Origin of the sequence: Caballeronia glebae, assembly GCF_001545035.1 — a bacterium.
GTDB lineage: Bacteria > Pseudomonadota > Gammaproteobacteria > Burkholderiales > Burkholderiaceae > Caballeronia > Caballeronia glebae.
This window is the reverse complement of sequence record NZ_FCOJ02000015.1, coordinates 115,148-133,610: the sequence shown is the minus strand read 5'-3', so window position 1 is coordinate 133,610 and position 18,463 is coordinate 115,148. Positions and strand designations below refer to the sequence as shown.

Genomic DNA, 18,463 nt, shown 5'->3' with positions numbered 1-18,463 from the left:
TTCACGATCAGCGCGAACGCGAGCCGGCGGCCGCTCTTCGCGTCGATATAACCCGCGAGCGCCTGTCCCTTCAGCGTTTGGAACTTAATAATGCTATTCGTAAGTATGGACTTCAGGCGCCTGTGCGCATGGCGTCGTTTTTTGGAAATGCGACCGAAGAGACACAATGGTTTCAAAAGTATCATGAAGGATCTCCGTATTGGTACAAGCCTTGGGACGGAAGAGGAATGCTGCAGCTTACCCACGCCACAAACTACATTACTTATTGAAAATTCAGGGGTTTCCACGTTGCCGATAGCGTAAAGACCACGCTTGCGCAGCATTCTCTACTAGCCAACAGCAATCGTTCCATGCAAAACGGGCGTAAGAGTATGTACGATCCCACAAACTCGCTTGGCGATGCATCCACTCACATCCCAGCTGAAATTATCACTAGGAGAGGGGAAACAGCCAATCCATTTGAGGCAGCCGATAGTGCTGGTTGCTACTGGGCTTGGTCCGGCGCTGCTGGATGTGCTGACGAGTATGAAACACAACAGACTAGTACATTGCGGTCGCTTGTTACAGACCATGGCGTTAAGCACTATTACGAGAACGCTGCGTTTGGAAAGTAGCCGGAACCGTAAATGTCGGCTCACCTTCTAGCAATTACAGTTCTATTTGGGAAATACAATCTCGATTTTTGGCATTCGCCAATGCGCAAGTCATTTTATTTGACGGTACAAAATTTCTGCAGACAAACGGATCTAGCTCATTTCTGCCCGAGGATTTTTGTCGTGTGGAGGCGTCATGACGTATTTTCGCCGCGTTGCATGGATCTTCGCATTCGCATTTCTGGCGAGGTCGTTTGTTGACCCGGTACTTGCACAAAATCGCCCGCTGATTGTAGGCAATGCAGTCGGTGAAATGTCGAGCGTGAACGGCCCAGCACTGGTGCAAGTTGACATGGGAGGGTGCCGATTCTCGATGGCCCTCGGGGAGTGGGAGCACGTCAAATATAATGATCCAGATTTTATATTTTACCGCTCAAAGCATCCATTGGCAGATGGTGCTCTTCCGTATTTGAAGCAGGCTGAAATGTCATCGGGATATGACTGGTGGTTCGAAGAGCCAAAGGACGCTAATTTTCCATGGATCGGTTTGATGTGTGAAAGCGCTTCAGATTTCAGCTGGTCCGTATCTACACCTCCCGAAATTTCGCCCGAATTACAGGAGATCATGGACTCAAATTCGTTGAAATGTCCAGCGAATTTTGATGGAGAAAAATGGGTTCCCCGTCGAAAAATGAATGATGAGGTGCCGCTTGATAACTTCGAAGTAGTTCAGAAAGGCGGATTTATCATCGATGTGAAGGAAAAAAATGCTAGGCTAGGTTCGCGTTTTTGTTTTGTCAGCGGGACGAATGTTCTCATTGGCGTATCAGGTGGTTGGGCTGATCGTGGTGGAAACAGGGATGTGAGAAATGATTCAATTCTTGATTTTTTAAGAAAACTTAAGTTTGAGTCGGATGATGCGCTAGTTAAAAGACTAGAGAAGCCACATTAATCGGAAAACTGCTTTATGAAATCCCCCATCCGCGAATACGACAAACTCGAACAGGGCGGCGAAGTCACGAGCGGCTCGCCATTCACCACCTTCATGGGCCGCAGACTCGCGCGCGTCGGCGATAGCGCGCAATGCGACGTCCACGGCAACACGACGATTGCCGAGGGCGATACACGCTTTCCCGATCGTGACGGTCAACCCTACGCGATGCACCAACACCGCTGCGCGTGCGGTTGCCGCCTGATCTCGTCCTTGCAGAACGTGAACTTCGCCTGACGCATGCCGGTTGATTTGTCCGAAGTCGGTGAAGCCTATCCGTATCCCGCCCACGGTCCGCGACTGCTGCCGTGGCTCGGGATCTGGCTCGTATGCTGCGCGCTGGGCGGACCGCTGATGTTGCTTGCCTGGCCTGCGAGCGAAGCCGCTAGCGGCCCGTCATTCTGGTGCACGGTTATCGGCGTGCCTAATTTCGTGTTTCTTGCGCTGTTCTGTATTGCACGGATCGGTTATGAAGCGTTGTGGACCTATGCGCACAATCGCAACAAAGCCAGAACAAAACGGCTCGCCGAACACCTACGCATCGCGCAAAAGCCCTTGCTAGTGCTCGGCGTGGGCTATTGCGTGCCGTCGGTGACATCGAACCTTCCGGGTATCGTCGTGGCGAAGACGCCGCTGTTCAAATCGCAAGGCCCGCGCGATGGGGTGGGACATGTGGTTCACAACCGCTTCGAGGAGGCGTCGTGGTCCGAAGAATGCGTGCTTGCGCATGAGTGGGAAGACGATCCTGACGGCGATTCGGCTACGTCGTCACCCCAGCCGCCACGCCGCATCGCCACCGTCGTGCTCAAGCTGGTCAATGCGATCGAACCGCTCGTGCTTGTACTGCAAGCCCTGTCGCAATACGGACCTGAATACGCGCCACTCGTGCGCATATCGGCTCCATCCGATCAGGCCGCCCAGGCGGAGCAGCACGCACGCGACGCATTGCGCCTGTCCGGTCTGCCCGCGCTTGATTGCGCAGCCGTAGGCGATTCGCAAAGCCTGTTAATCGCCGACCACTGGCTCGACGCACGCGAACGACGCGCGCTCCTGATTCTCGCTTTCGCCTGGCACGATACCCACCCGCCCGAAAGAAGCAGCGAGGCCGCCGTCGCCGTGCTGCTGAACGCGGGTTTCTACCAGCTGCCGGAATCCGTGCAAGCGCTCGCGACGCTGCATCGCCCGATCGAAGATCATGCTGAAGCCCAAACGCTTCGCGACCTCGCGCTCAACGCAGCGCTTTGGGGCAAGACCGACCCGACTAACGTCACGCACGCCTGGATCACGCGCCTCGACGCCGAACACGACCGCACGCTGCTCGACGAACTCAAACACGCGGCCTTTACCGACATCGCCACGCACGAAACGCATCGGCGGCTCGATCGCTTTGTCGGCGATGCGGGCGCGGCAACCCCGTGGCTTTCCATCGCTGCGGCCATCGAATCCGGCTCATCCGGCCCGCATCTGGTCCTCGACCAGGCGCAAGCCGCCATTCTCTACGTTCAACCGACCGTTTCGCATGACAACCCCGAGCAGCAACCTGAAGGTGCTTGATTCCCCGGCTTCCGAACGCACGGAATCCGGCCTTCTCAAGATCTGGGGCCCCACACTGGGCGCGATTCTGATCGCCGTGGCGTCGGCTACGATAGCGTGGTGGGGTCGTCCCGACTTCACGCATCTGACCACCCTCGAGATGCGCATTTCAGCGCTGCTCAAAATCCTCGGCATATTGGTGACCGTGTTGGCCGCGCATTTCGCCGCGATCCTGTTCGGCCTCTACGATAAGGTGATGGCGCTCCTCGACGGGGCAGGCAACGAAAAGCAGTCCGCGACGATCAAGCGCGACGCGCGCCTGCAATATCTGCGCGATGAACTGCGCAACTCGTTCGGCTGGCGCTGGCGGAGCGCGATGCCGTGGCTCATGCTCGTGGGCGACGATGCGCTCATCGACGCCGTGGCTCCGGACCTCAAACAGACAGGAGTGCTGCGTACGGGCGAGATCGTACTGGTGCATGCCTCGCCGAACGGCATCGATGCGCAAACGTGGCGTGATCAATTGCGCCGCCTATGCCGCGCGCATCCGGTCGATGCGGTGATCCCGGTGGTGCGTGCAGACGAGCGATCCTCAACTGATGACGAACTGCCCCGCACGCTGTCGAACCTCGCTCGCGATCTCGGTTGGGCCGCACCGGTCGTGTTCCTTCACGCCATCAAGGCGAGCGGCAGGCATCAGGGCGAATTTAGTCCGGTCGGCGCGTTCACGACTGTGCCATCGCGTGCGGACGCACAAACCGCGACCGACGATCTTAATGAGCAACTGAGTGTTCTCGAACAGACGACGGCGCACGCGAGCGTCGTACTGTGCGCCCGTCCCGAGCCGATTGTCTGGCTCACGCAGGTGTCTCAATACATCTCCGCCCAGCGTGAGCGCATGGTGACGGCATGGCGAGCGCATTGCGTGTCGAAATGGCGGCGCGCGCCGCTCGCGGGTGTGATGTTCGCGCCGGTGTTCGCCGCACCTGCCGTGCCCAAGCCTGTGCCCGCCGATCAGAAAGACATTGCGAAGGACGCCGCCGAGCATCTTGCACAGCGCGCGGCAGTCGCGCGCGAACAGCCGCGCGCGCTTCAGCCCATCTGGCCGGAAATCGCCGCACATGTGAAGCCGCAAGACGGCCGCCGCGTCGGCTTCTACTGGCCCAACGCGCTCGCCGCTTTGGTGATGGTGGGGACAATCGGCTGGTGCGCGGCGATGACCGTTTCGTTCATCGGCAACCGCTCGGTTGTTCATGATGCGCAAACGGCGATGGACGCCGCGCTCGTCGCCCGACCCGGAACGCCTGCGGCCTTGCGCGCGCAACTGGCGCTGCAACAGCAGATCGACACGCTGGAATATCGCCAGCAACAAGGCGCGCCGTGGTATTTGCGTGCGGGCCTGAATCGCAACGATCAGATACTGGCCGCGCTCTGGCCGTCGTATGCAACGGTGGCCGCGCGCAACCTGCGCGATCCAGCCGCGCATCAACTCGAAGCGACGCTCACGCAGCTCGCGCAGTCTCGCGCCGATGCGCTCCCGAGCCCTGAGGAACAGCAGCGCGACTACCGTGCGCTCAAGACTTATCTGATGCTGGCGCAGCCCCAACACGCCGATGCCGCGTATCTCGGCAAACAACTGCATGCCGCGTGGCCCGCTGTCACGGGCATGAGCACGGGCGAATGGCTCGACACTTCGCAGCGCTTAGCTTCTTTCTACGCGTCGCATTTGCGCGCGCATCCTGAATGGCGATACAACGCATCCAACGACTTGACCACCGCCGCGCGCAACATGCTTGTCAACCAGATCGGCCTGCAGAACTCCGACGACACGCTTTATCAATCCGTGCTCGAACAGGCGAAGGGCAAGTACGCGGACATCTCGCTCGCTACGCTCATCAACGGCGCGGATGCGCGTGGACTCTTTACCACCAGCCAAACGGTTCCGGGCATCTACACGCGCGCGGCATGGGACGGCATGATTGCCGAGGCAATCGATAAGGCGGCGAAAGAGGGCCGCGTGGCCGCCGACTGGGTGCTCGCCGACGAGCGCGCGGCGCGCGTTCCCGGCGCGGCGCTCGAAACGCAGCAGGATACGGACGAGGTGAAGCAGCGCCTGCGTGCCCGCTATTTCGCCGACTACACCGCCGCGTGGCAGGCGATGCTCAACAGCATCCAGTGGCGCCGCGCATCAAATCTCTCCGATGCAATCAGCCAGCTCACGCGCCTGACGGATGCGCAGACTTCGCCGTTGATCGCGTTGATGAAGGCGGTCGAATATCAGGCGCAGGCGGGCCGTGCTTCGCAGGCGCTGGCCGATACGCTCGTGCGCAAGGCGCAAGACCTGATCGGCAACAAGAGCGCAGCCACGACCGCACCGGAAGTCAATCCGCTGGACAAACCCTTCGGCCCGCTGCTGGCGCTCATGGGCGACGACGTCGTGACCGGCAACGGCAACGCAAACGGCAAGTCCAACACTAAAACGAAGAACGCCGCCGATTTCAGCGGCGTGAGCCTCGCGCACTTCCTGACCGTGGCGACGACCATGCGCCTGAAGCTGCAACAGATCGCCACCAGCGCCGACGCGCAGGCGATGGCCCGCCAGATGGCGCAAGCGGTGTTTCAAGGCAAGCTCTCCGAACTCACGCAAGCGCGTGACGACGCAGCATTGACCGCTGCAAGCCTCGGTTCGCAGTGGTCGGGCTTGGGCGACGCGCTCTTCGCCAAACCGCTCGATGTCGCGTGGCAGACGATCCTCCAGCCCGCCGCGGCGAGCCTGAACGATGCATGGCGCGCCTCGGTCGCGGCACCATTCGCCAGCACCTTCGACGGGCACTATCCGTTCGCCGATACCGCGTCGGACGCCTCGTTCGTCGAACTGGGCCGCTACATCAAGCCGGAAACGGGGCTGATCGCGCGCTTCGTCACGACACAACTCGCCGGCATGCTGCAGCCGCAAGGCAACGCCTGGACGCCCAATGAACTCGCGCCGCAGGCACTGCAATTCGACCCCGAGTTCCTTTCGGCGCTGCGGCAGTTGTCGACGCTCGGCGCACAACTCTATGCGCAAGGCGACGCAAGCTACCGCGTCCAGATCATGGCGAATCCGACGCCCGAAGTCGTGCGCAGCATCCTCACCATCGATCAGGTGAAGATCGAGTACTTTAATCAGCGGGAATCGTTCACGCCGATCGTCTGGCCGGGCAACGGACGAGACGGGCAGGCCATGCTGACGTGGGAATCCTTGACCGCAGGCACGTGCGTGGCGTTCGGCGCGGTGGGCGATTGGGCGTTCCTGCGCCTGCTGGGCACGGCGCAGGTGAAACCGCTCGACAGCACGAATTACGCGCTGACCTTGAACCAGGACAACGGCTACCCACTGCATTACGTGATGAAGACCCAGGTCGGCGCGGGACCGCTCGATCTGCTCAAGCTGCGCGGCTTCAAGATGCCGCAGCGCATCTTCATGGTCGGCAAGGGCGCGGTGTACGCGGGCGCGCAATCGCTGCCGCCCTTGCCACCGGAGATGTTGCGATGACCGCGCCGTGGAAACGTTCCGCACTGGAGCACGAGAATCCGTTCCTGAAGTATTTCGACGCCGAAATGCGCTATTTGCGCGCGGCAGCCGGCGAGTTCGCCCAGGCGCATCCCGACGCCGCGCGTCGCCTGGATATGCGCTATGGCGAAGTGGGTAACGACGTGCGCGCGACCTTCGAGGGCTTTGCGCTGCTCATGGCGCGCCTGCGTATGAAGCTCGATGACGGCGGCCCCGAGTTCACCGAAGCGCTGATCGACAACCTGTACGAACACGCGGCGCGGGCGATTCCATCGCTGTCGATCATCGAATGCACGCCGCTCGGTCGCGGAGCCGCGGCGGCGGCGCAGATTCCATCGGGGGCCACGGTGCGCTCGGCGCCCGTCGGTCCCGAACAGGTGAAGTGCCTCTATCGGACGACACAGGCCGTGCAGCTGTTGCCGCTGTCGGTGGAAGATGCGGAAGTCGGGGTCCGCGATGGCGGACGCACGGTCATCCGCCTGACGTTCAAGCTGTGGCTGAGCGAGCAGCGCGAGGCTGTGGATCTGTCGCGCATCCGGCTGTACTTGCATGGCGAACGGCCCGCCGCAGCGGCGCTCTATGCGGCGCTCACGCGACAGGTCAAGTCGATCAACTTGCGCCTGCCGTCGGTGCGTGATGGAGCGCTACAGCCGCTTGAACAGGTGCATTTTGAAGCGGCAGGGTTCGGCCCGTCCACACGGCTGTGGCCGGTCACGGAGGCCGAGCGCGACCGCTTGCTCGACCGCGAACAGACGCTGCTCGAATATTTCGTGTTCCCGCAGAAGTTCCACTTTGTCGATCTGTGCGGCTTCGATGCCTCGCTGTTACCGGCGGGCGAGCCGCAGATGACCTTCGAGATCGAACTGGACGGGCGCGTGCCGGGCGACTATCCGGTCAACCGCGAGAGCTTTCGTCTGTACTGCACGCCGGTAATCAACCTGTTCGAGGTCGATGCGCTGCCGCTGCGGCCCACCGATTGGCATGATCGCGAGCACCGCGTTCGCGTGCAGCCGAGCGTAGCAGGGCACGTCGAGCCCTACCACGTACTCGCGGTGACGGCCGCCGATCCGGAGGACAGCGCTCGTCATGCCTATGGCGCGTTCACGAGCTTCCGGCATCGCGGCTGGATGCTTCGCTACGAGAAGCCGGAGCGGTATTTCCATACGTCGATGCGTTTCGGTGTGACCGGGCGCGAGTTGTGGGCGACGCTCTCGGGCCAACTCTGGGAGGGTTTCCAGACCGATGCACGCGACGACGAGACTCGTCCCCAACCGGATGGCTATCTGACAGTACGCGCACTCGCGAACAATGGCGGCCTGCCGCGCATGGCGCTCGCCGAGGCAACGATCACGGAGACGGTGTCGGGCTTCACTGGCATCGCGTCGGTTCGCAATCTGACCGCACCGACTCTGCCGCTCTATCCGCCGCATTATCACCCGGAGTATGACTGGCGAGTGCTCGGGCACTACACGGCGGGCGGCGCGAACGAGCTGAACATGATAGGAATGGGCGGCGCACCGGTGCTGCGAGAAGCGCTCGAACTTTATGACTGGTCGCCCGACGAGAGCATCGAGCGGCGCATCAACGCGATCGCAGACGTGCGATTGGCCGAGCATCAGAGCGTGGGCAAAGGCCATATGCGCTTCGAAATTCGCGTACACGTTCGGCTCGACGCAACCGCCTTCGACGGCCCCGGCGACGTAGCGCTCTTCGGCGATGTGCTGAGTCGCTTCATAGGCCGCTACGCGAGCTTTCGCCATGCGATGCGGCTGGTGCTGGAGATCCACGGAAAGGAAACGCTCTATCCGCTCATGGAATTCGACGGCGTGCCGTTCTGATGACGGGGCTCGCTACGTAAAGCAGGACAACGCATGATGAAGCACACTGAAACGTTGCCATGCAGTCGGGTGTGTTTTCGTGCGTTGCGTCTACTTGAGGGGACACTGCCGGGGACCGTCGAGGAGCTTACAGGGCCATGGCCTCTCTATATTTCAAATACTTAGGTTTCCTACGTGACAATGAATTCCCCGTTCACAGGGTTCGAATCCCACCAGGGCGGCCACATCTGCTGCAAATTGTAAGGTGCCGTCCCCCGCGAACGGATTCAAAGTCCATTCCGAAAGCGCATCACCGATGTTCATGTAGCTTGCCGTTCTATGTTTGAGGCAGGGCGGTTTTCCGAAGCTGGTTCGCTGGTGGACGAAGACTCCGCGACAGAATCCGGTACCGGAACAGAGTCCGGCTAGGCGTCCCGGGTGGGCTGCTTGGTGGCTGTGCAAGCGCGTCGACCAACTCTTTCTCCTGACCCAGGCAACCTGCAACTTGACGCGCGTGCGAACGCTTGCCGCTCGGGTAGCATGAAAGCGTAAGCGGGAAAGCGAGCGGCATCCGCACCACCTGATTCAACGGCGGTCAGCACCAAAACGTTCGAACATTGCTCCGCGCTGGCTGTTTCAAATAGATGAGCGCGTCTTCACGAAGGAACGTTTCAACAGCCGCTTAGGGGCATTCCCTAGCCTCACTTTCGCTACCTCTTCCCGCAAACGCCCGCCACGCGCACCCACCTCGCCCGCAAACCCGCGCCAGCTCTAGCTTCGCGGCACTCACGCCGCATTCCGTTTTTCGTAAGCCCCGACTGCGGCACACGCATTCATTACCAGAAGTATCGAAAAGGGCTCAGAAAATGTCGGTGGGTGATCGAAATTAGCCATGTACGCTTCATTCAACGCAAAGAACGCCGGGATGTTCCGGCAGCGACAAATCCTTTTTCGAACCTGCTAGGTGGAATGACCCGATGATTCCCAACCTAACTCTCGCACCGAACGACGTCACGAGTACGGCTTCCGCGCAGTCCGGAACCGTATCGCCCGCGCGTCCAGTTGCGGTTTCCCAGACCGAGATTCTCACGGTCAAGAACCTTTCGAAGATCTTCGGCGCGCGGCCCGAGCGCGCTCAGGATCTCTTGAATCAAGGGCTCGGCCGAAACGAAATCTTCGCGCAGACGGGCAACATGGTCGCCGTCGACGATGTCAGCCTCGCCGTCAACGCGGGCGAGATCTTCGTCATCATGGGGCTGTCCGGTTCGGGCAAATCGACGCTCGTGCGTCTGCTCAATCGCCTGATCGAGCCGACTTCGGGGCAAGTGATTCTTGAAGGACGCGATATCGCGCCGATGAGCACGCCCGAACTGCGCGCCGTGCGCCGCGAAAAAATGGCGATGGTGTTCCAGTCGTTCGCGCTGCTGCCGAACCGCTCGGTCATCGACAACATTGCTTATGGCCTCGAAGTCGCGGGCAAGAAGAAGGCGGACCGCTACGAAATCGCACGCGCCGCATTGACGCGCGTCGGCCTCGCTTCTTACGAGAAGCTGCTGCCGAGCGAACTGTCGGGCGGCATGCAGCAACGCGTGGGGCTCGCTCGCGCGCTGGCGGTGAATCCGTCGGTGCTGTTAATGGACGAAGCGTTCTCCGCGCTCGATCCGCTCATCCGCTTCGAAATGCAGAACGAGTTGCTGCGCTTGCAGAAGGAAGAGCAGCGCACGATCGTCTTCATCTCGCACGACATCGAAGAAGCGGTGAAGATCGGTGGGCGCATCGGCATCATGAAGGACGGACGTCTGATTCAGGTCGGCACGCCGGCGGAACTCATTCAATCGCCCGCCGACGATTACGTGCGCGACTTCTTCCGCAACGTGGATGTGTCGCGCTTCCTCGAAGCATCGAGCCTGATGACGAAGGTCGGGCGCGGTCTCATCGCGTGCGACACGAGCGCGCCTTCCGAGCGGTATCTGAACAGCCTGATCGACAGCGGCGCGGAATGCGGATACGTCTGCGACGAGGCGGGGCGCTATCAAGGCTGCGTGACGCCGGCATCGCTGCACAAGTGCGGCAGCCGGCCGATCAGCGACGCGTTGCTTCGCGATGTCGCGGCCGTCGCGCTGACCGCCGATCTGCATCAACTCGCGTCCATCGCACTCGGTCAGGAGCACGACGTGCCGGTCACGGATGAACAGGGCAGACTCGCGGGCGTGGTGTCCTGCCGCACGATTCTCAAGCAGGTCATGGAGCGGAGAGCAGCATGAATTCCTCGATTTTTGGAAGAGTCGCCGAAGACGCGGTCAACTTTCTTTTCTCGCATTTTCGCGGCGGCTTCGATGCATTCTCGGCCGCGCTCGGCGCGGTCATCAAGCTTCTCGAAGACGGTCTGGGCGCGGTGCCGTTCATTGCGATGCTCGTGATTCTCATGGCGCTCGCGCTGTGGAGAAGGGGCGTCGTGTTCGCGGTGTTCGTCGGCGCGGCGCTCTATGTGATCAACTACATGGGCCTGTGGGCGCAGACGGTATCGACGCTCGCGCTCGTCGTCGCGGCGACGTTCTTCAGTCTCGTGATCGGCGTGCCGCTCGGCATCTGGGGCGCGCGCAACCGGCGCGTGGAAGTCGTGCTGCGTTCCCTGCTCGACTTCATGCAAACCATGCCCGCGTTCGTGTATCTCATTCCCGCAGTCATTCTGTTCGGTCTGGGACGTGTGCCCGCGGTGATCGCAACGATCGTGTTCGCCATGCCGCCGGTCGTGCGGCTGACGACGCTCGGCATCCGGCAAGTGCGCGAGGAATTGCTCGAAGCGGGCCGCTCGTTCGGCAGCACGGACGCGCAACTGCTCTGGAAGATCCAGTTGCCCAACGCATTGCCTTCGATCATGGCGGGCGTGAACCAGACGATCATGATGGCGCTGTCGATGGTGGTGGTCGCATCGATGATCGGCGCGGGCGGGCTCGGCGAATATGTGTTGAGCGGCATTCAGCGGCTCGATATCGGCATCGGTTTCGAGGGCGGTCTCGGCGTGGTGCTGCTCGCGATCATTCTCGACCGGCTGACCGAAAGTTTCGGCGTAAAAGCCAAGAAAAAGAAGAAGGTCATTTCCACACCGGCGAAACCCGCCGCCACGGGAACGAGCGCGCAGACCTGAGAGATACGAGCGTCTTCCAAACCAACATACTGATTTGCCAGATTCGGAGTCCGAAATGAAAAACAGCTTCATCAAGTCCATGATCGTCAAGATAGTGACGCCGGCCATCGTGGCGTTCGGGGCCGGCGCGAGTCCGGCGATGTCCGCCGAGCCGATCAAGGTTGCCGTCACCAACTGGGCCGACGTGCTCGCGGTCGCCAATGTCGCGAAGTACGTGCTGGAGACGAAGCTGCAGCAACCGGTGCAATTCGTTCAGGCGGATATCGGCATACAGTATCAGGGCGTGTCGCGCGGCGATCTCGACATCATGGTCGGCGGCTGGCTGCCGGTGACGCACGGTCAGTATGTTGCGCGCTATAAAGACACGCTCGACGACGTCGGCATCATCTACACGGGCGGCAAGAACGGCTGGGCAGTGCCCGCGTATGTGCCCGAGTCGCAGCTTTCGTCGATCGAAGATCTGAAGAAGCCGGACGTGCAGAAGCAGCTCAACGGCGTGATCCAGGGCATCGAGCCGGGCGGCGGTCTCATGCAGGCGTCGGAGAAGACCATCAAGGCATACGACTTGTCGGGCTACAAGCTGCAATCGGCAAGCGAGGCGGGCATGCTCGCTTCGATCCAGCGCGCATACGGATCGAAGCAATGGATCGTCGCGACCGTGTGGAGCCCGCACTGGCTGTTCCAGAAGTGGCAGATGCGTTATCTGAAGGACCCGAAGGGCACGCTCGGCGGCGAGGAGCAGGTTCATGCATTCGCATCGAAGCAGTTCGCGACAAAGTTTCCTCGCGCGGACGTATTCTTCAAGCATTTCAAGCTGACGCTCGCGGATGTGGAAGCGATCGAATTCGAAGGCAATGCGACCAACGACTACGCGACGGCCGCGAAGAAATTCGTCGATGCGCATCCGGACAAGGTCAAGGCGTGGCTGGAAAAGTGACGCTGTATTGCACGACATCCTCGGAGTAAGTCCCGTGAACGAGTATTCGCGCTTCTTTGGCGAAAGCCTGCAGAGCCACGATCCTGTGATCGCCTCGGAGATCGCGCTGGAGTTGCGCCGTCAGCAAACGCAGATCGAACTGGTTGCATCCGAAAATATCGTGTCGTCGGCGGTGCTGGAAGCGCAAGGCACAGTCCTGACGAACAAGCACGCCGAGGGGTATCCGTCGCGGCGATATGGCGGCGGCTGCGAACATGTCGATCGCATCGAGGCGCTTGCGATCGATCGTGCGAAAGCGCTGTTCGACGCGCAGTTCGCCAACGTGCAGCCGCATTCGGGCGAGCAGGCGAACGACGCGGCGATGCGCGCGCTTCTGCAACCCGGCGACACCGTGATGAGCATGTCGCTCGATGCGGACGGTCATCTGCCCGCGCTGCCGGGTCCGTGCTTCGACGCCGTTCAGTATGGCGTGAGCCCGGATACGCTCTGCATCGATTACGGCGAAGTGCGGCGCGTGGCGGAGCGGCATCGTCCGAAGCTGATCGTCGCGGGATGTTCGACGTATCCGCGCGCGCTCGATTTCGCCGCGTTTCGCGAAATCGCGGACAGCGTCGGCGCATTTTTGATGGTCGACATGGCGCACATCGCGGGCATCGTCGCGGCGGGGCGGCACCAGAATCCAGCCTCGTTCGCCGATGTCGTCACGTCCACGACGCACATGACGCTACGCGGCCCGCGTGGCGGCTTCATCCTCACGAACGACGGCGACATCGCGAAGAAGATCGACTCCGCCGTGTTCCCCGGCTTGCAGGGCGCTCCGCTGATGCATGTGACCGCGGGCAAGGCCGTCGCGTTCGGCGAAGCGCTGCGGCCCGACTTCATCGCGTACATCGACCGCGCGCTGCGCAACGCGCGAACGCTCGGCGCGGTATTGCAGGCGGGCGGCCAGCGTCTCGTGACAGGCGGCACGGACAATCATCTATTGCTCGTCGATCTACGCGGCAAGCGCGCGACCGGCATGCAGGCGGAGAAGGCGCTGGAGCGCGCGGGCATCGCGTGCGGCGCCACGATGAGCGCGGGCATCCGCCTCGGCACGCCCGCGGCGACGACGCGCGGCTTCGGCGTCGCGCAGTTGGAGCAAGTCGGCGAGATGATCCTGGAAGTGCTGGCGGCGCTCGAACGCGCGCCCGAAGGCGACGAGCACGTCGAGCGTGCGGTGCGCGCGCGCGTGCGCGATCTGTGCAACGCGTTCCCGATTTATTCCCATGCGGAAGCGCTCGTCTGACGTGCGCCGCGCATGACTTCACACGATCCATTCATCAGAGAGACAAACATGAGCTTCAAAGGCGTACATACTCCGCTCGTCACCCCGTTCAAGGCCGACGGCGAAATCGATTACGACATGCTCGGCCAGCATGCCACGAGTCTCGTGGGCCGCGTCACGGGCATGGGCGTCGGCGGGACCACCGGCGAATACTACGCGCTCAGTTTCGAAGAGCGCGTGAAGACGTTCGAGACGGTGGCGTCGGCGGTCGGCGGCAAGACGTATCTCACTGCCGGCGTCAACGCGACCACGACGAAAGAAGTCCTGCGTCTAGGTAAAGAAGCGAAGCGCGCGGGCTACGACGCGTTGCTGATCGCAGCGCCGTACTACGTGCAGCCGACGCAAGATGAACTGCTCGATCACTTGCTGAAAGTCGATGACGCGCTCGACATGCCGATCATGCTCTACAACTTTCCGGCGCGCACGGGCACGGCCATCGGCGACGAAGTCCTCGACAAGCTGCTGGCACGTCCGAACTTCGCTGCGATGAAAGAGAGCACGGGCGACATCGCGCATCTGCATCATCTCGCGACGCAGCTTCCGGAGCGCTTCGTTCTCAGTTGCGGCATGGACGATCAGGCGCTCGAATTCTTCGCCTGGGGCGCGCGAAGCTGGGTCGCGGGCGCATCGAATTTTCTGCCTGAAGCGCATACCGATTTGCTCGAAGCGTGCGTGAAACGCGGCGATTTCAACACCGGCCGCAAGTTGATGACGCAATTGCTTCCCGTGCTCGAACTGCTGGAGCGCAGCGGCAAATTCATCCAGTATGTGCGTTATGGCTGCGAGCTCGCGGGCACGAAAGTGGGCAACGCGCGCGCGCCGCTCGGCACCCTCGACGACGAAGAACGCAGCGCCTTCGCCAAGCTCGTTCAACCTTTGCTGCGCAACGCTCAGTAACGTGAATGGCCTCGAAACTGGACTTCCAGCGGTTTCCCGCACCTGATGGCGTCAACGGCTGGTGGGAAAGCCTGCCGCCCGCCGCGCCCGCGAGGAGCGTGACGGGCGAGCAGCGCTTCGACTACGTAGTGGTCGGCGGCGGCATCACCGGTTTGTGCGCGGCGCGGCGGCTTGCCGAGCTTGCGCCGGATGCGTCGATCGCGCTCGTCGAGGCCGATCGCATCGGGCGCTCCACGGCGGGGCGCAACTCCGGCTTTTTCGTCGATCTGCCGCATGACATCAGCAGCGAAAGTTATTCGCGCAGTGTCGAGGCCGACAAGGCGGACGTGCGCCTGCAACGGCACGGCATCGGCTATGTGCGCGATACCGTCAAACATCACGGCATCGATTGCGACTGGCGCGACGACGGCAAGTATCACGCGTCGGTGAACAAGAAAGGCCACGCGGCGCTGACGCATTTCGCGGATGGACTCGCGCGCATCGACGAGCCGTGCGAATGGCTCGACGAAACCGCGATCGCGAAAGTGACGGGCACGCGCTTTTATCAGAGCGCGCTCTTCACGCCGGGATGCAGCACGGTGCAGCCGGCGGCACTCATGCGCGGCCTCGCGGCGACGCAGCCTTCGAACGTGACAGTCTTCGAGCTAAGCGCGGCGAAGAACATGCAAGCGCGCGGCCAGACGAAGCTGTTGAGCTTCGCGAACGGCACGATCGAGGCGAAGCGCGTCGTGCTGTGCACCAACGCGTATGCGGCCACATTCGGCGGCCATCCGAACGGCTTGCTACCGGTCTACACCTTCGCGTCGATGTCGCGCGTGATGACCGGCGACGAAATCGCGCGACTCGGCGGAACGCACGCCTGGGCGCTCATTCCCGCGGACCCGATGGGCACGACCGTGCGCCGTCTCGCGAGCAACCGTATTTGCGTACGCAACCATTTCGCGTTCCGGCCGAATCTGGCGGTGTCCAAAGGCGATCTCGCGAAGGCGAAGCATCTGCATCAGCGCTCGTTCGATCGCCGCTTTCCAATGCTTAAGGATGTCGAGCTGCAATACACGTGGGGCGGCGCGTTGTGCCTGTCGGCGAACAACGGCGCGCTCTTCGGGCAACGCGACGACGGCGTGTACGAAGCGGTCGGATGCAACGGGCTCGGCCTGAGCCGCGGATCGGCGGCGGGCAAGCTCATCGCCGAACATGCGCTCGGGCACTCGAACGATCTGATCGATCAACTACTGAAACAGCCGCATCCGCGCTCGCTGCCGATCCGGCCGATCGCGGACGTCGCCATATCGGCGGCAATCTGGATGAAAGAATTCTCGGCGGGCGCCGAGCTTTGAATCTGTGAGGACATGACATGACGACGCATCAGGAATGGAAAGCCCGGGCAGAGCGCCTTTCGCTCGACGGCCGCGCATTCATCGCGGGCGCACGCTGCAATGCGGCATCGAACGAAACCTTCGACACGCTGAATCCGTCCACCGGCAAAGTGCTCGCGGAGATCGCGAAGTGCGATGCGAAGGATATCGACCGCGCGGTCGTCGCGGCGCGCGATGCGTTCGAATCAGGCGTGTGGTCGAAGGCGGCGCCGGCGCACAGAAAAGCGGTCCTGCAGCGTCTCGCGCAACTCATCGACGACAACGCCGAAGAACTCGCGCTGCTCGAAGCGCTCGAAGCGGGCAAGCCGATTGCCGAATGCCTGGGGCTCGATATTCCCGAATCGGCGGCGTGCATTCGCTGGCATGCCGAAGTCACGGACAAGCGTTACGACGCGCTCTCGCCGTCCGGTTCGAGCGTCGTGAGCATGATCACGCGCGAGCCGATCGGCGTCGTCGGGGCGGTGTTGCCGTGGAATTTTCCGGCGCTGATGCTGGCGTGGAAGATCGGGCCTGCGCTGTCGGTGGGCAATAGCGTCATCGTGAAGCCCGCGGAGCAGACGTCGCTATCGACGCTGCGTATTGCCGATCTCGCACTCGAAGCGGGTGTGCCGTCCGGCGTGTTCAACGTCGTGACGGGCTTCGGCGAAAGCGCGGGGCAGGCGCTTGGCACGCACGCGGACGTCGATCTCATCGCGTTCACGGGCTCGACCGAAACCGGCAAGCGCTTCCTGCGCTATTCCGCCGATACGAACCTGAAGCGCGTCGTGCTCGAATGCGGCGGCAAGAATCCGCAAGTCGTGTTGCCCGACGTCGCCAATCTCGATGCCGTCGCGGAGCAGGCCGTCGCCGCCGCGTTCTGGAACATGGGCGAGAACTGCAGCGCCGGATCGCGCATTCTGGTGCATTCGAGCCACAAGGCCGAACTGCTGCGGAAGATGCAGGCCGTGCTCGAAGGCTGGAAAACCGGCGATCCGCTCGATCCCGATGTCAAGCTCGGCTCGCTCATCGAAGAAGCGCATTACCGCAAGGTGCTCGGCCATATCGAGAAGGCGAAGGCAGAAGGCGCGCGCGTCGTCTGCGGCGGCAACGCGACGCTCGCGGAAACGGGCGGCTGGTTCGTCGAGCCGACCATCTTCGATAACGTCACGCCCGAGATGAGCATCGCGCGCGACGAGGTCTTCGGCCCGGTCGTCTGCTTTATCGAATATGCTGACGTCGACGAGGCCGTGCGCATCGCGAACGATACGTGCTACGGACTCGCCGCATCGTTGTGGACCGATAACGTGAACCAGGCGCACAAGGTCGCGGCGCGCATCCGCGCGGGCACCGTGACCGTGAACTGCTTCGGCGAGGGCGACCTCTCGACGCCTTTCGGCGGCGTCAAGCAGTCCGGTTTCGGCGGACGCGACAAATCGGTCTACGCGCACGACCAATACTGCGAGCTGAAGACGACCTGGCTGAAGCTCGACTGACCATCAGACGAGGCACTATGCGCATTGGCTTCATCGGCACCGGCGCGATCACGAAGGCGGTCGTGACCGGCATGATTCGTTTCGACGTTCCATTCGAGCGCGTTGCGCTGTCGCCGCGCAACGCGCAGACCGCGGCGGGCCTCGCAAAACTGGACGCGCGCATCGAGGTTTGCGCGAGCAATCAGGACGTGCTCGATTCGACGGACGTGGTGTGTATCGCCGTCGTGCCGGACATCGCGGCGGATGTTCTGGGCAAGCTCACGTTCGATGCGCGGCATCACGTCATCAGCTTCATCGCGGGGAAGTCGCTCGACGAGATCCGCGCGTTCGTGCGCCGCTCGGCCAAGGTCGTGCGCGCGGTGCCCTTGCCGGCCGTGGCGGCGGGCAAGGGCAGCACGGTGATCTGTCCGCGCGACGACATCGCGCGCACGCTCTTCGCGCCGCTCGGCGAAGCGGTCGAAGTCGACGACGAGCATCAGTTCAATGCCTTGTCCGCCACCAGCGCGACGATGGCGGCCTTCTTCGCGTTGCTGGAGGAACAAGCGTCGTGGCTCGTGCGGCAAGGCGTGCCGTATGCGTCCGCGCGTTCGTTTTTGTCGGGCTATCATGTGGGCCTCGCTCATGAAACGACGCTCGATACGAAGCCGTTCTCGGCGATGATCGGGCACGCGATCACACCCGGAGGACTCAACGAACAGCTCAACCGCGAGCTGTCGGAGCGAGGCACCTACGCGCACTATTCCGAGGCGCTCGATTCGATCATGCGCCGCGTGCAAGGGCGCGACTGAGCGCGCGCAATGCAGCGAACAAGCGACAATCGCG

13 protein-coding genes and 1 pseudogene are annotated in these 18,463 nt (G+C 62.1%); all 14 read left to right on the top strand.

The genetic code is table 11. The features are described from left to right. A pseudogene (locus tag AWB82_RS37625) lies at positions 1 to 269 on the top strand (hypothetical protein); the annotation flags it as partial. Between the two features lie 520 nt (positions 270 to 789). Beyond that, a complete protein-coding gene (locus AWB82_RS37055) occupies positions 790 to 1,545 on the top strand; it encodes a hypothetical protein (protein ID WP_143756713.1) in 756 nt (251 codons plus the stop codon). Positions 1,546 to 1,560: 15 nt separating this feature from the next. Continuing rightward, positions 1,561 to 1,821 carry a PAAR domain-containing protein gene (locus AWB82_RS13185; RefSeq protein WP_086967670.1) on the top strand — a complete coding sequence of 87 codons (261 nt, stop codon included), beginning with the start codon at positions 1,561 to 1,563 and terminating at the stop codon, positions 1,819 to 1,821. A gap of 15 nt (positions 1,822 to 1,836) precedes the next feature. After that, entirely contained in the window at positions 1,837 to 3,138 is a 1,302-nt protein-coding gene (locus AWB82_RS13180) for a hypothetical protein (protein WP_086967668.1), read from the top strand. Then, complete coding sequence (locus tag AWB82_RS13175) at positions 3,104 to 6,652, top strand: ImcF-related family protein (RefSeq protein WP_086967666.1); 3,549 nt, start codon at positions 3,104 to 3,106, stop codon at positions 6,650 to 6,652. The genes AWB82_RS13180 and AWB82_RS13175 overlap by 35 nt, the downstream gene beginning before the upstream one ends. Further along, positions 6,649 to 8,508 carry a type VI secretion system baseplate subunit TssF gene (gene tssF / locus AWB82_RS13170; RefSeq protein ID WP_086967664.1) on the top strand — a complete coding sequence of 620 codons (1,860 nt, stop codon included), beginning with the start codon at positions 6,649 to 6,651 and terminating at the stop codon, positions 8,506 to 8,508. Before AWB82_RS13175 ends, tssF begins: the two co-directional genes overlap by 4 nt. A gap of 956 nt (positions 8,509 to 9,464) precedes the next feature. Further along, complete coding sequence (locus tag AWB82_RS13165) at positions 9,465 to 10,751, top strand: quaternary amine ABC transporter ATP-binding protein (protein ID WP_086967662.1); 1,287 nt, start codon at positions 9,465 to 9,467, stop codon at positions 10,749 to 10,751. Further along, complete coding sequence (locus AWB82_RS13160) at positions 10,748 to 11,635, top strand: ABC transporter permease (RefSeq protein ID WP_086967661.1); 888 nt, start codon at positions 10,748 to 10,750, stop codon at positions 11,633 to 11,635. The genes AWB82_RS13165 and AWB82_RS13160 overlap by 4 nt, the downstream gene beginning before the upstream one ends. A 55-nt stretch (positions 11,636 to 11,690) precedes the next feature. Continuing rightward, the gene (locus AWB82_RS13155; RefSeq protein ID WP_086967659.1) at positions 11,691 to 12,572 is read left to right on the top strand and encodes a glycine betaine ABC transporter substrate-binding protein; all 882 of its coding nucleotides are present in this window, start codon (positions 11,691 to 11,693) and stop codon (positions 12,570 to 12,572) included. 34 nt (positions 12,573 to 12,606) lie between these two features. Then, positions 12,607 to 13,857 carry a serine hydroxymethyltransferase gene (gene glyA, locus AWB82_RS13150; protein WP_086967657.1) on the top strand — a complete coding sequence of 417 codons (1,251 nt, stop codon included), beginning with the start codon at positions 12,607 to 12,609 and terminating at the stop codon, positions 13,855 to 13,857. Between the two features lie 48 nt (positions 13,858 to 13,905). Then, positions 13,906 to 14,793 (top strand): dihydrodipicolinate synthase family protein, encoded by an 888-nt coding sequence (locus AWB82_RS13145; RefSeq protein WP_086967655.1) that lies wholly within the window; start codon positions 13,906 to 13,908, stop codon positions 14,791 to 14,793. A 5-nt stretch (positions 14,794 to 14,798) separates the two neighbouring features. Then, complete coding sequence (locus AWB82_RS13140; RefSeq protein ID WP_086967653.1) at positions 14,799 to 16,130, top strand: NAD(P)/FAD-dependent oxidoreductase; 1,332 nt, start codon at positions 14,799 to 14,801, stop codon at positions 16,128 to 16,130. A 17-nt stretch (positions 16,131 to 16,147) separates the two neighbouring features. Further along, positions 16,148 to 17,641, top strand: coding sequence for an aldehyde dehydrogenase (locus AWB82_RS13135; RefSeq protein WP_086967651.1), 1,494 nt, complete (start codon positions 16,148 to 16,150; stop codon positions 17,639 to 17,641). A gap of 17 nt (positions 17,642 to 17,658) precedes the next feature. Further along, a complete protein-coding gene (locus AWB82_RS13130; protein ID WP_086967650.1) occupies positions 17,659 to 18,429 on the top strand; it encodes a pyrroline-5-carboxylate reductase in 771 nt (256 codons plus the stop codon). The last annotated feature ends 34 nt before the right edge of the window (positions 18,430 to 18,463 follow it).

Bases quoted from the DNA above. Each gene is read 5' to 3' on its own strand.
- AWB82_RS13165 (WP_086967662.1), top strand. From the start codon at position 9,465: ATGATTCCCAACCTAACTCTCGCACCGAACGACGTCACGAGTACGGCT.
- AWB82_RS13155 (WP_086967659.1), top strand. From the start codon at position 11,691: ATGAAAAACAGCTTCATCAAGTCCATGATCGTCAAGATAGTGACGCCG.
- AWB82_RS37055 (WP_143756713.1), top strand. From the start codon at position 790: ATGACGTATTTTCGCCGCGTTGCATGGATCTTCGCATTCGCATTTCTG.
- tssF (WP_086967664.1), top strand. From the start codon at position 6,649: ATGACCGCGCCGTGGAAACGTTCCGCACTGGAGCACGAGAATCCGTTC.
- AWB82_RS13140 (WP_086967653.1), top strand. From the start codon at position 14,799: ATGGCCTCGAAACTGGACTTCCAGCGGTTTCCCGCACCTGATGGCGTC.
- AWB82_RS13145 (WP_086967655.1), top strand. From the start codon at position 13,906: ATGAGCTTCAAAGGCGTACATACTCCGCTCGTCACCCCGTTCAAGGCC.
- AWB82_RS13135 (WP_086967651.1), top strand. From the start codon at position 16,148: ATGACGACGCATCAGGAATGGAAAGCCCGGGCAGAGCGCCTTTCGCTC.
- AWB82_RS13160 (WP_086967661.1), top strand. From the start codon at position 10,748: ATGAATTCCTCGATTTTTGGAAGAGTCGCCGAAGACGCGGTCAACTTT.
- AWB82_RS13185 (WP_086967670.1), top strand. From the start codon at position 1,561: ATGAAATCCCCCATCCGCGAATACGACAAACTCGAACAGGGCGGCGAA.
- AWB82_RS13130 (WP_086967650.1), top strand. From the start codon at position 17,659: ATGCGCATTGGCTTCATCGGCACCGGCGCGATCACGAAGGCGGTCGTG.
- AWB82_RS13175 (WP_086967666.1), top strand. From the start codon at position 3,104: ATGACAACCCCGAGCAGCAACCTGAAGGTGCTTGATTCCCCGGCTTCC.